The 12,630-nt window shown below is 71.3% G+C and carries 13 protein-coding genes; all 13 read right to left on the bottom strand.

Annotation, left to right across the window (positions count from 1 at the left end; translation table 11 throughout):
• Positions 1–2: 2 nt before the first annotated feature.
• The 13 genes from FXF65_RS21700 to FXF65_RS21640 all read right to left on the bottom strand — a co-directional run bounded on the left by FXF65_RS21700 (position 3) and on the right by FXF65_RS21640 (position 12,448).
• Positions 3–971, bottom strand: a complete 969-nt coding sequence (locus FXF65_RS21700; protein WP_222868666.1) for an asparaginase — start codon at positions 969–971, stop codon at positions 3–5.
• A 20-nt stretch (positions 972–991) separates the two neighbouring features.
• Positions 992–1,759, bottom strand: coding sequence for a GntR family transcriptional regulator (locus FXF65_RS21695; protein WP_148351819.1), 768 nt, complete (start codon positions 1,757–1,759; stop codon positions 992–994).
• 79 nt (positions 1,760–1,838) lie between these two features.
• Positions 1,839–2,657, bottom strand: coding sequence for an alpha/beta fold hydrolase (locus FXF65_RS21690; RefSeq protein WP_187412438.1), 819 nt, complete (start codon positions 2,655–2,657; stop codon positions 1,839–1,841).
• A gap of 40 nt (positions 2,658–2,697) precedes the next feature.
• Positions 2,698–3,624, bottom strand: coding sequence for an NAD-dependent epimerase/dehydratase family protein (locus FXF65_RS21685; protein WP_148351817.1), 927 nt, complete (start codon positions 3,622–3,624; stop codon positions 2,698–2,700).
• Between the two features lie 100 nt (positions 3,625–3,724).
• Complete coding sequence (locus FXF65_RS21680; RefSeq protein ID WP_148351816.1) at positions 3,725–4,552, bottom strand: ABC transporter permease; 828 nt, start codon at positions 4,550–4,552, stop codon at positions 3,725–3,727.
• Positions 4,549–5,340: an ABC transporter permease gene (locus FXF65_RS21675; RefSeq protein WP_148351815.1), complete on the bottom strand. Its 792-nt coding sequence runs from the start codon at positions 5,338–5,340 to the stop codon at positions 4,549–4,551. Before FXF65_RS21675 ends, FXF65_RS21680 begins: the two co-directional genes overlap by 4 nt.
• Entirely contained in the window at positions 5,337–6,161 is an 825-nt protein-coding gene (locus FXF65_RS21670) for an ABC transporter ATP-binding protein (protein ID WP_148351814.1), read from the bottom strand. The genes FXF65_RS21675 and FXF65_RS21670 overlap by 4 nt, the downstream gene beginning before the upstream one ends.
• Positions 6,162–6,234: 73 nt before the next feature.
• On the bottom strand, positions 6,235–7,182 hold the full coding sequence (locus tag FXF65_RS21665; RefSeq protein WP_148351813.1) for an LLM class flavin-dependent oxidoreductase: 948 nt from the start codon (positions 7,180–7,182) through the stop codon (positions 6,235–6,237).
• A gap of 100 nt (positions 7,183–7,282) precedes the next feature.
• Positions 7,283–8,260 carry an ABC transporter substrate-binding protein gene (locus FXF65_RS21660; protein ID WP_148351812.1) on the bottom strand — a complete coding sequence of 326 codons (978 nt, stop codon included), beginning with the start codon at positions 8,258–8,260 and terminating at the stop codon, positions 7,283–7,285.
• A gap of 215 nt (positions 8,261–8,475) precedes the next feature.
• Complete coding sequence (locus FXF65_RS21655; RefSeq protein ID WP_148351811.1) at positions 8,476–9,771, bottom strand: FAD-binding oxidoreductase; 1,296 nt, start codon at positions 9,769–9,771, stop codon at positions 8,476–8,478.
• A 243-nt stretch (positions 9,772–10,014) separates the two neighbouring features.
• Positions 10,015–10,341: a histone-like nucleoid-structuring protein Lsr2 gene (locus FXF65_RS21650; RefSeq protein ID WP_067892072.1), complete on the bottom strand. Its 327-nt coding sequence runs from the start codon at positions 10,339–10,341 to the stop codon at positions 10,015–10,017.
• 173 nt (positions 10,342–10,514) lie between these two features.
• Positions 10,515–10,934 carry an arsenate reductase ArsC gene (locus tag FXF65_RS21645; protein ID WP_148351810.1) on the bottom strand — a complete coding sequence of 140 codons (420 nt, stop codon included), beginning with the start codon at positions 10,932–10,934 and terminating at the stop codon, positions 10,515–10,517.
• A gap of 443 nt (positions 10,935–11,377) precedes the next feature.
• Positions 11,378–12,448, bottom strand: a complete 1,071-nt coding sequence (locus FXF65_RS21640; RefSeq protein ID WP_148351809.1) for a cobalamin-independent methionine synthase II family protein — start codon at positions 12,446–12,448, stop codon at positions 11,378–11,380.
• Between the last annotated feature and the right edge of the window lie 182 nt (positions 12,449–12,630).

Below are 12,630 nucleotides of genomic sequence, written 5' to 3'. Positions count from 1 at the left end.
GGCTAAATATCCGCGAACACCGTCCGCACCTCATCGATCCCGGCGCCGTTCGCGAGCAACAGGCTCAGCAGAATGCGCGCCTTCGGGCCGTTCAGGAATCCGGCCGGGATCAGCCCGCGTGCGATGAGCTCGCGTTCGGAACCGGGGAATCCGTAGGTGGCCTGGAGTATGTCGCCGCCGCCCGTCCGGGAGGCGAGCACGACGGGGATCGTCGCGGCCAGCCGCTCCAGCGCGGGAACGGTCCACGAGGGGACGTGCCCGCCGCCGAACGACTCGACGACCAGCCCCGCGTACCCCAGCGCGCCGACCTGCCCGATGAGCCGATCGCCCTCGCCTAGGGACATCGTCAGCAGCGCCACCGGCGGCACCGGCCCGGCGGGAAGCGGCACGCCGGGCAGCCGCTCCGTCCGCACCGCGAACCGCAGCCGGTCCTCGACCAGCCAGCCGACCGGACCGGCGGGCGCCGAGCGGAAGGCGGCGGGGCTGCTCGTGTGGGTCTTGGCGACGAACCGCGCCGCGTGGACCTCGTCGTTGAGCACGACCAGCGCGCCCAGCCCCCGCGCCTCGGACGACGCCGCGACCCGGACGGCCGCGCGCAGGTTCGCGGGACCGTCCGGCCCCGCCAGCGTCGGGTTGCGCATGGCGCCGGTCACGACGACCGGGTTCGGCGCGCTGACCAGCAGGTCCAGGACGAACGAGGTCTCCTCGATCGTGTCGGTCCCCTGCACGACCACCGCACCCGCCGCCCCCGCCTCGAACCGCGCGCCGATCTCCGCCGCGAGGGCGGCGAGGTCGTCGAAGGTGAGGTCGCCGGACGCGGTCCGGCGGAACGCCACCGGTTCCAGCTTGGCGAAGTCGTCCAATCCGGGGACGCCCGCGAGCAGTTCCTCAGCGCCGAGCCGGGGCGTGACCCCGTCCGTTCCCCGCGCGTTCGTCGACGCGATCGTCCCGCCGAGAGAGAACACCGCCACGAGCGGACGGTCCTGCACGGTCACCATTCCGGAGTGGCGGGCAGATCGCTGACGAACTGGTTGAGCGCGGCTTCCATCGTCCATTCCATTCCGCGCCGCAGCGCCTCCTGCGCCGCCTTGGCGTCGCGCCGTTCCACGGCCGCGTGCACCTCCTCCATCGAGGCCGCCGCGCGGTTGATCCGCTCCCCGCCGACGAGCATGAGACGGCTGTACCGGGCGGACCGCACGTACACCGTGTCCAGGCTGTTCAACATCTGCGGACGGTCGGCGAGCGAATAGAGGTACCGGCGGTAGTTCCAGCTGTGCCCAACGTACTCCGGCCATTCCGCCTGGCTGTGGGCGGCATGCTGGATCTTCTCAAGGGCGCCGCGCAGGTGCTCGATGTCGTGGTCCCGCACCTGCTCCACCGCACGCCGCGTGAGCCACCATTCGAGGCTCACCCGGATCGTCCAGACCTCCTCGAATTCCTCAAGGCTCATCGGCGCCACCCGCATACCGGAATGGGGACGGCTGACCACCAGCCCGGCGGCGGCCAGCTCGATCAAAGCCACCCGCACCGGCGTGATGCTCACCCCGAAATGCGCGGCGAGCTGGCGCAACGGCAGATGCGCCCCGGGCGCGAGGTCGCCCTCCGCGATCAGCCGGCGCAGTTCCTGCGCGATGCGCTGCTCGACCGTCTCGGTGACCTGCGGCTGGCTCCCGGCGTCGCTCGGCAGGTCCAACTTGATCGCACGCGACGACCGGTCGGACCGCGACGCCTTCGCCCCCGAGGGCGGCTCGCTGGTCATTGTCTCCTCCTACGGTGGGGGGTGCGGCTGACGCGGATCATGGCAGATGCGCCGTATCCGCGGGCAGCGGTTGCCCGGGTCAGCCGGTATCGCCGGATCGGAGCACGAAGCGCTTGATGACCTCCGCCGCCCGCTCCGGCTGCTCCAGCACGAGGTAATGGCCGCACTTCTCCAGGATGCGCAGTTCCGCGTCCGGGATGACCTTCACGGCGGTGTCGAAGCCGACGCCGCTCTCCGCCGGGACGGGCGGCGTCATCTGGTCCTCGTCCCCGCCGAGCAGGAGGGTCCGGGGCAGCCGGGGCAGCAGGTCCGACAGGTCCATCGCCTCCAGGCTCTCGGTTCCCGCGACGAACGACTCGGGCTCGTTGGAGCCCATCGCGGTCCGCAGCCGGTCGAGGATGTCGGTGGCGTCCGGACGGTCGTAGAAACTCCGCGAGAACCCGGCGGCGGCCGTCTGGTCGGCGACCTGCACCATTCCGCTGTCCATCGCGCCGCGCTTCCAGGTGTGCCGCATGTGCCGGGCCGCATTGTCGTAGCGGAAAAGGCAGCACGACAGGACGAGGTCCTTCAGCGCCTCGGGGTGGTCGGCGGCGAGCCTGGTGGCGACCACGGCGCCCATCGACGTGCCGTGCACGTACGCGGGGCCGCCGATCAGCCGCTCGATGAACTCGGCGACGTAGTTCGCCCATTCCGCGACGCCGAGCGGACCGTTCGCGGTGCTCTGCCCGTAGCCGGGCAGGTCCAGGTCGATCACGTCGAAGGAGTCGACGAGATGCGGGGTCAGCATCGCGAAGTTCCGGTAGCCGAAACCGCTTCCGTGAATGTCGACGATCGTCGGCCCGGTCCCCTCGCGCCGGTACCAGACGACGGACCCGTCACCCAATTCGAGCGTTGCCACGCTCACCTCCCGTATTCGTCGTGTCGAAGGCCGCCGGACGTCATTCGCCGCCGCCGTCGCGCAGCCGGTCCAGCGTCTCCGCGATACCGTCGCGGAGCGGGGTCAGCGGATGTTCGTCCCCGGCGAGTTTCTCGAAGGCGGTCGTGCTGAACCGGTACGGGAATCCGAGCCGTCCCGGCTCGGTGCCGATGGTCACCTCCGGGCGCAGTTCCCGGACGAGGTCCACCGCGTCCCGCATGCTCGCGACCGTCCCCGGCAGGTTGTAAATGCCCTGGTCGGTCTCGTCGCGGCCGTTGACCAGGATGAACGCCCGCGCGACGTCCCGGACGTACTGCCACGAGAAGACGTCGTCCCCGAAGGGCACCACGGAGTCCTCGCCGCGCGCCGGACGGTCGAACAAATGCTCGGTGAAAAGCCCCTCGCCGCGTTCCTTGCCCTGCCCGTACACCAATCCGATCCGGAGCCCGACGGTGTTCAGGCCGTACCGCTCCCGATAGGCGAGCGAAATCCCCTCGGCATAGGACTTGGTGGTGCCGTAGACGTTGTCGGGGCAATGACGGCTCGACTCGGTGAACTCCTCGGAGTTGTCGTCGGCCTGCGTCTGGTGGCCGAACACCGCCATCGAACTCGCCCACGCGAAATTGGTGACGCCGCACAGCAGCGCGACCTCCATCAGGTTCTGCGTCCCGATGACGTTCACTTCGAGCGCGTGGTACGGGTCGTCCTGCGAGGCCGGGGCCAGCAGCGAGGCCAGGTGGATGATCCGGTCGACCCGGTGCTCGCGGGCGACGCGCGCCAACTGCCTGAGGTCCCGGACATCGCCCTGAACCGCGCTCAGCCGGGGAGAACGCGGCAGCCCGGCGGCGGGCGCGTGGTCGAGCGCGACGACCTCGGCTCCCGCCGAGAGCAACTCGCGCACCGCGTACCTGCCGACGAAACCGGACGCACCCGTGACCAGGGTCGTCATCGAATCAGACCTTTCTCTCGCGGAGGAGCCGCCGTGGACGCGGATCGCGCGCTCACGGCTCCCCCTGTGTCTCGTTCCAGCACCGAAGCCGAGGCGCCGCTCACGGCCCACCGAGCGTCCGTGCGGAGAACCGTCCGCCGAACCGCCGCAGCAGCAGGACGAACAGCCGGTCGGCGCACAACCCGAGCGCGCCGAGGACGATCAGCGCGGCGAACACCCCGCGCACGTCGGTGTTGGCGGTCCCCTCGGTGATCAGGACCCCGAGCCCGGACTCGGCGCCGAGCATCTCGGCGGTGACGACCGTCATGAACGCGTTGCCCATCGCGATGCGCACGCCGGAGAAGACGTAGGGAAGGCTCGCGGGCAGCCGCACCGCGAAGAACACCCGGACCGGGCCCGCCCCGTAGGTGCGCGCCATCCGCACCATGTTCTTCGGGACCGCCTTCACCCCGGCCGCCGTGTTCACCGCGACGACGAACACCGACGTGTAGACGATCAGCGCGACCTTGGACGTCTCCCCCGCGCCGAGCCACAGCAGCGCCGGAGCGAACCAGGCCAGCGGCGGGATGAACCGGAAGACGTTGATGAACGGCTCGAACAGCGCCTCAAGCACGCGGCTCGACCCCGACAGCAGCCCCAGCAGGACGCCCGCGAGCGACCCGATGGCGAGGCCGGACAGGACGCGCCCGATGCTGGCGATCGCCGCGTCCGGGATGTCCCCGCCGGTCAGGCCGTCGAGCAGGGTGGATCCCGTCTCCGCCGGTCCGGGGAACAGCAGCGGCTTGCCGTAGGCGCGGGCGACCAGCTCCCAGGCGAGGAGGATCACGAGGATCCCGGCGACGGCGACGGGCGCCCGGCGGAGCGCGGCCCGCCGCGCCGGGGTCGCCAGGACCCGGCGGGACCCGGCCCGCGTGGTGGTCGTGCTCACGTGTTCACCTGCCCGGCGTAGAAGCGGGCGAGGCCGCGGTGGGCGGCGACGCTGAAGATCTTGTCGAACACCAGTCCGGCGGCGCCGAGCAGCAGGATCCCGGCGAACATCGTGGCGGTGTCGAAGAAGATGCGGGAGTTGTAGATCAGGTAGCCGATGCCGTCCCGGCCCGCGACCATCTCCGCCGCGACGACGCTCATGAACGAGTAGCCGAGCGACAGCCGCATGCCGGTGACGATGTACGGCACGGCGCTCGGAATGATGATCGACCGGTAGATGCGCAGCCGGGACGCCCCGAACGTGCGCGCCATCCGCACCTTGTTGACCGGCACCTGGGCCAGCCCCGCGAGCGTGTTGATGGTGACCGGGAAGACCGTCGCGTAGACGACGATGAACCGCAGCGACCCCTCGCCCACGCCGAGCCAGATGGTGGCGGGGACGATCCACGCCACCGGCGTCACCGACCGGAGGAAGTGGACGACCGGTTCGAGCGTCAGCGCGACGCTCCGGACGCTCCCGATCAGGCTGCCGATCACGACGCCGAGCGCGCTGCCGAGCGCGAACCCGACGACGACCCGGCGCAGCGTGATGATCAACTGGTGCCGCTGGTCCCCTTCGGACAGCACGTCGCGGAGCGCCGACAGGCTGGTTCCCGGGGTGGGGAAGACGAGCAGGTTGTCCTTCCACAGCGCCGCGACGTGCCAGGCGGCCACCGCGACCAGCACGGCGAGGACGTTCAGCCCGAGCCGCTGCCAGCGCCAGCGCCGCGCCGCCGCCGTCCGGCTCACCGCGACTCCCCAGCCGCGGCCGGTGGACGGGACTTCGCGGCCGTCACCGCGTCCTCGACCTGCTGGTACAGGTCGGCGAACTCGGCGGTGCCGCGATGGCGCGGGCGCGGCAGCGGGTTGTCCATCACCGTCTGGAGCCGCGCCTCCGGGCCGGACGTCATCACGCCGATCCGGTCGCCGAGGATGAGCGCCTCGGAGATGTCGTGCGTGATGAACAGGACGGTCCGCTGCGACTGCTCCCACAGTCCGGCGAGCGCGTCCTGCAGGTTGGTGCGGGTCTGCGCGTCGAGGGCGCCGAACGGCTCGTCCATCAGCAGGACGGGCGCGTCCACCACCAGGGCGCGGGCGATCTGGACGCGCTGCTTCATCCCGCCCGACAGCTCGTGCGGGAACTTGCCCTGCTGCCCGGCCAGCTCGACCGTCTCCAGCGCGCGTTGCACACGTTTCGTGCGCTCGGCGCCGGGGACCCGCAGCGCGCGCAGCCCGAACTCGACGTTGTGCCGGACGTTGAGCCACCCGAGCAGCGAGTCGTCGCCCTGGAAGATCACCGCGCGGTCGGGGCCGGGGCCGCTGACGGGGCGGCCGTCCACGGTGATCGAGCCCGTGGTCGGCCGCTCGAACCCGGCGACCTGGTTCATGATCGTCGTCTTGCCGCAGCCGCTCGGCCCGAGCAGGACGAAGAACTCCCCGCGCCGCAGGGTCAGGCTGACGTCCCGCAGGATCGGCTGCGAGCTGCCGGGATAGGAGAAGGAGACGCCGTCGATGACGACGAATCCCTCGTCGGACGAGCGCGGCTGCGAGCCCGTGGTCGGTTGCGTCATGCCGTCCTCTCCTCTGGGTCGTTGGGGGCGTGCGCGCTCATGGGCGTGCTCATGGGCGTGCTCATGGGCGTGCTCATGGGCGGAGCGCGGTGGTCAGCCGTTCGCCGGTGAGGGCGACGTGCGCGTCCGGGTCGGGGACGGTCGTGCTCAGCACGGCGCCGTCGATCCCGCTCTCCCGCTGGAACTCGCGGAGGCGCTCCGCGACGGCGCCCGGCGTGCCGACCGCCGCGAAACGCTCGAACAGGTACGCCTCTTCTTCGGGGTGGTCGTCCAGGAGCCGCTCGTTCGCGCCGTCCGCCTTGGCGTGCGCGGCGAAGTCGTAGCGGGCGAACGCCTGCTCAAGGCCCGGACGCAGCCGGGACGGGACGTCCCGTCCGGCCATGTCGACGCCGATCGCGTGCCGCGCCACCGCCAGGACCGAGGCCCGGACGGCCGCGCGCGCCCGCTTCACCTCGTCCTCGCGCTCCACCAGGTGGCCGATCAGGAACACCTGCGCGGTCAGCGGCCGGGGCCCGGCCGCCTCGATGAGCCGCCGCGTCCACGGGACGGACATCCCGCCGCCCAGCACCAGCCCGTCGACGCCTTCGGCCGTCGCGGCCGAGGCCGCCTTCGGCCCGCTCGCCGCGAGCTCCAGCGTCACCCCGTCCGGGGCGACGGCGCGGATCGTCCCGAGCGCGCGGCCCACGTCCTCGGCCTTGGCCGGACGCAGGCCCACGCTGTGCACGGCCGAGTCGCCGGTGCCCATCGCGACCGCGATCCGGTCCGGGGAGTACAGCGACGCCAGCGCGGCGACGTCCGCCGCGTGCACGGACGGGTGCCGCGTCACCGGGTTGGTGACGAACGGCCCGGCCTTGATCCGCGACGTCCGGGACAGGATCAGTTGCACGGTGGGGTACATCGCGCCGAACAGGTGCGACGAGTCCGCCACCCCGAACCTCGCGATGCCGGTGCTGTCGGCGATCTGGGCGAGGCGCAGCGCGCGGGACGGCGACACCGGCAGGTGTGAGATCCCGATTTCCACGACGTGCCTCCACGTGCTGTGCGTTGGTGCCCCGGACGGCGGGCCGCCCCAATGCCCGCCCGCCGTCCGGGCCGTTTTCCCGGGGGGAGGGAGAAGACCGTTACTTCTCCGACTCCGAAACCCAGCTCGCCTCGACCAGGCTCTGCGCGTCCACGCGCTCCTTGATCTGCTTGTGCTGGAGCTGGTAGTCCGCGATCTGCTGGACCTGCTCGACGCTCTTCGGGTCGAACGCGAGGCTGAAGTCGATCTGGGCGAGGATCTCCTTGATCGCGGCGTCGTCGGTCATGCCGGTGAGTTCCTTGGCGAGCTTGATGACCTCGGCCTCGTTGTTCTTCATGTACTCGGCCGTCTCGCGCAGCCCGCGCAGGACGCGCATGGCCGTGTCCTTGTCCTTGTAGACCTTCGGGCCGGCCGCGACGTAGCCGTAGAACGGGAGCAGGTTGTCGTCACCGCCCCACCAGGTCACCTTGGCGCCGCTCTTGCTGGCGACGGCCTTGGAGACGTTGGGCTCGAAGTGGATGATCGCGTTGGCCTTGCCCTGCGCGAACGTCGGGACGAGCTGCGCGAACTTGGCGTCCACGATCTTAATCTTGGAACGATCCAGCTTGTGGAACGCGACGAACTGGTCGAACCAGTAGTTCGCGGTGGAGTTGGACTGGAACCCGACCGTCTTGCCTTCGAGGTCCGACGGCTTGCTGATGCTGCCGTCGGTCACGAATCCCCACCACTTGGCGGACGTCGCGTTGTGCCCGATCACCTTCACCTGCGCCTTCCTGGCCGCGAGGCTGACCACGGGGAATCCCGCGACCGTGGTGAAGTCGGCCTGGCCGGTCGCCACAGCCTCGGTGCCCTCGACGCCGGTCGGGAACTTCTGGAGCTTGGCGTCCAGACCCTGCTTCTTCAGGAAGCCCTTCTGCACCGCGAAGTACAGCGGCACCCCGAAGAAGTCCGGCTGGGTCGCGACGGTGATCTTCTTCCCCTTGTCGCCGTCGCCTGAGTCGTCGCCCCCGCCGCATCCGGCGAGGACGAGTGACGCAGCGATCAGCACCGAGCCCAGAACGCGTGCTCGAACCTTCATGAACTCCTCGCTTTCCGCGGCGCGCCGCGGCCCGTGGCCGGGCCTCGCGCGAACTCGCTCCTCCGTCTGCGGCCGGGGCCCACCCCACGCAGGGGTGGCGCCGCTCACGTGGCGTGGATGTTGTCACATACAACATGCAACCGTCAATGGCCGGGCATGGAACGGTCAAAGAGAGCGAAGCCCGAGGTCACAGCGCCGGAGGGGCGAGAGACCGCCTACGTGAGGACGGGGTGGTTCGCGCGGAAGACGTCGTGCGGGTCGCGGGCGCGCTTCAACTCGCGCAGCCGGGCGAGGACCGGCGGGGCGAAGAAGTCGGCCGCCGTCTCGCCGGGGGCCAGCAGCGTGTAGGGCTTGCGTCCGGTGACGATGGCGCGGAAACGCTCGACGAAACGGGCCTGTCCGGCGCGGGTCGCACGCGCCAGGTCGGGGTTGGGGCCGACGCCGACCAGGTGGAGGCTATAGGGCTCGGTCAGGGCTCCGCTCGGGCCGGGGCCCGGCTCGGCCAGCGCGCCGGACAGATGCCGGACCTGGACGGAGAGCAGCGGATCGATCGGCTCCGTGGCGAGGGCGTCGTCCAGGCCGGTGAGCAGTTCCGCGCGGGGCATCGACGCGGACGGCTTGGTCGGCTCGGCGGCGATTCCGCCGAGGTCGGCGATGGGCAGCGTCCCGCGCGTGTCGCTGATCACCCCGTCGATCTTCCCGATGGCGCGGACGAGCGCGGCGCCCTCGCGCGGGTAGCCCAGGTAGGCGAGATCCAGGGCCGCCATCGGCGGGGCTCCGGGGAAGGCGAACCGGCTGAACCAGACGGCCAGTTCGCGCGGCGCGTCGGCGGTGATCGCCCGGAAGGCGTCGAACACCTCGGGGGCGCGCGCGTCCGGCCAGACCACCCGTCCGCCGTACAGGACGGGCGCCGGGTACAGGTCGAATTCGAGGGACGTCACCAGCGCGAAGTCGCCGCCGCCTCCCCTGAGCCCCCAGAACAGCTCGGGATCGGACGTCTCGGTCACCCGCGTCCGGTTCCCGTCCGCGTCGACGACGTCGGCGGCGCGGACGCTGTCGGCGGCCCAGCCGAACCTTCGGCCGAACCACGACAGGCCCCCGCCCAGCGTGTATCCGGTCACGTTGACGGCGGGCGAACTGCCCGCCAGCCCGGTCAGCCCGCGAGGCCCGGCTTCCGCCAGCACCCGGCCCCAGTCGACGCCCGCGCCCACCTGGGCGGTCCGCTCGTCCGCGCGCACGCGCAGGCCGTCGAGGCGGCCGGTGCGCAGCAAGATCACGCCTTCGACGTCGCCGGACGCGTCATGGCCTGCGGCCTGGGCGGCGACCGACAGCCCGGCGCGGCGGGCGTACCGGACGAGCGCGGCCACGTCGGCGGCGTCGGCGGCCTCCACCACGGCCGCCACCGGCTGCTCGACCGTCAGGTTCCACGCTCTGCGCGCCGCGTCGAAGCCGTCGTCGTCGCGCGTCAGGACCCGTCCCCTGACCGCCCTCCGCAGATCACCGCCGATCATCTCGCCCTCCCCCGGGCGTGTCGCGCCCTGATCGCTACCTTCCTAATTTGACAGGATGCTAGCATCCTGGCCGCGACATACCGGTTCGGTGGATTTCACATGGTCAGCGAGGCATGCCCCCCGGGCATCCCCGCGCGCGGCGCCGCCGGGCCGCAGAATCGCCTGGCGGCCTCGCTCGGCGACGAGGCGGCCAGGCGAAGCCGCCGGCCTCCCGGCGAGCGTCCGCGTCCGGTCCGGGGACCGCTAGTGCGCGGCCTCGTACTGCTCGACCACGGTGGCGGGAATGCGCCCACGGTCGTTGACCTTGATCCCGGCCTGCCTCGCCCACTCGCGGATCTCGGCGGACCGCTCGCGGTTCCCGGCGCCGCGGGCCGCGGGGCGCCCGCCCCTGGTGGCCTTCAGCCGCCGGCCGCTCTCCATGTAGGCGTGCAGAGTGCGCCGGAGTTTGTTGGCGTTCTTCTCGCTCAAATCGATTTCGTAGACCCTGCCGTCGAGGCCGAAGGAGACGGTCTCCTCCGCCGCACCGCCGTCGAGGTCGTCCGTCATGATGACTTGTACCTTCTGAGCCATTTTCTGCCTTTCATCTCGTGGCGCTACGTCACCGTTACTTTAGCGAATCGAACGCATCGTGGATCCAGAAGTATAGAGCCCGGACAGGTCGCGTAGCACGGCGGTCTTCCCGGCCGGTCGTCCGGTCCGCCATAGAAGTCGCCTGGTTACGGACTCGACTCGCCGCCGGGCGCTTACTTTCCCCGGCCGGGCGCGCCGGTGAGTTCGGCGGCGAGTTCTTGGATGCGGACGCGGATTTCGTCCCTGATCGGACGGACCGCTTCGACGCCTTGCCCCGCCGGATCGTCGAGTGGCCGGTCCTCGTGGCGTTTGCCGGGGAAGACGGGACAGGTGTCGCCGCAGCCCATGGTGATGACGACGTCCCACGCCGGCACCGCGTCGACGGTGAGGGCCTTCGGGATTTCGGCGGAGATGTCGATGCCTTCTTCCGCCATCGCCTCGGCGACGGCGGGGTTGATCCGCTCGGCCGGGGCCGATCCGGCGGACCGGACTTCGATCGCGTCGCCCGCGAAGTGGGTGAGGTAGGCGGCGGCCATTTGGGAGCGTCCCGCGTTGTGGACGCTGACGAACAGGACGCTTGGTTTGTCGTCCATGGGGTCCCCCTAAGTGCGCCGGGCCCGCAAGAAACGGCGGACCCAAAGGCCCGGCGCGCACCGGGACGACCCGGCCGGGAACTTAGCTCATGGGGCCGCGGACGGTGAAGACCAATGTCGCGCGGTGATCGTGGGGCAGGCCGATTCCGCGCCTCCGGATGAACGCACCGCCACCACATCGGCGCGCGGTAAGCCCGCAATGATAATGGGGAAGCGGCGCCGGGGTCCTCGGCAGGGAGGTCGCTGGAGCAGACGCCCGTCTCGGGCAGGTCGAGCTGGTCGCGTCCGAGGACGTCCGGCAGCGGCCCGGCGCCAGGGGTCTACAACCGGGCTGTCCCGGACCGCCTCACCCGGCTCGCGGGCCTGTTCACGCTGCCCGGATGGGCGGGGCCCGTGCGGACGGCGGGGCGTGCCGTCCGCACGGGCCTGCGGGGGGCGGGTCGCTAGCTCTCCAGACCGAGCCGGCGAGCGGCGAGCGCGGTGCCCTGGACGCGGGCGGCGATCTTCGCGAAGGCGATCTCGCGGGAGGTGGACGTGTCGTCGGCGAACGGCGAGAAGCCGCAGTCGTCGCACGTGCCGAGCCGATCGATCGGCAGGTGGCGGGCCGCGACGAGCACCCGGTCGCGGACCTCTTCCGGCGTCTCGACGCGCGGGTCGATCGGGTCGGTGACCCCGATGAAGACGCGGGCGTCGGCGGGCAGGTGCTCGGCGATGACGGCGAGGACCTTCTCCGGGTCGGCCTCGCTCGCCAGCTGGACGTAGAAGTTTCCGGCCCTGAGCTGGAACAGCCTGGGCAGCAGCCCGGCGTAGTCGACGTCCAGGCTGTGGGTGGAGTCCTGGTCGCCGCCGGGGCAGGTGTGCACGCCGATCCGGGCGCGCTCGGCGTCGGTGAAGCGCTCCAGGACCTGGTTGTTGAGCGCGATGAAGTCGTCCAGGACGCCGCCGCTCGGGTCGAGCTTGAGCGAGAGCCTGCCCTCGGTGAAGTCGAGTTGGACGGCGTGGGCCCCGGCGTCCAGCGGCCCCCGGATGTCGGCCTCCGCCTCCGAGACCAGATCGGTCACGAAAGCCTCGCGCGAATACCCGGAAACACCGGACGGTGGGTAGAGGAGGCTGAGCGCGGACGGCGCGATCACGGCCTGCTTGACGGGCACCCGCGCGTGTTCCGCCGCGACCCGGTAGAACGTGTCGGCGTGGACCTGGTACCGGAACGGTCCCTCGGTCAGCACGGGCAACTGCCGCTGGTGGCCGTCCGCGAACGGTATGACCACGCCCTCGGGCGCGAGGCCGGGGAGCCCGGCGATCGGATAGGTGGCGAAGCTCGGCTTGGCCTGCTCGCCGTCGCTGACGACCGGAGAGCCCGTCGCCTCCAGCCGCTGGATGGTGTCGCGGACCGCCGCGTCCCGCGCGGCGGCCAGATCGGCGTCGCCGACCTCGCCGGCGGCGTGGGCCGTCATCGCGGCCAACAGTTCGGGGGTCCTGGGAATGCTGCCGATCTGCTCGGTCGGTATCGCCATGCCCCCGAGCGTAGGTAACGCTACGAAGATCATCAATCACAATCGGTGAGCACGCCGATGTCCGGTAGCGGACATCCGCGACCGCCCGGATCGTTCCCGGTCACCGCCCCGGAGGGACGTCGAGCACGATCGGAGTTGCGCGCCGTCGCACCCCGCCGCCGAGGGCGACGGCGGCGGCGAAG

Source organism: Actinomadura syzygii (genome assembly GCF_008085905.1).
GTDB lineage: Bacteria > Actinomycetota > Actinomycetes > Streptosporangiales > Streptosporangiaceae > Spirillospora > Spirillospora syzygii.
The sequence above is the reverse complement of the archived record's forward strand: the minus strand, read 5'-3'. Positions and strand labels throughout refer to the sequence as shown.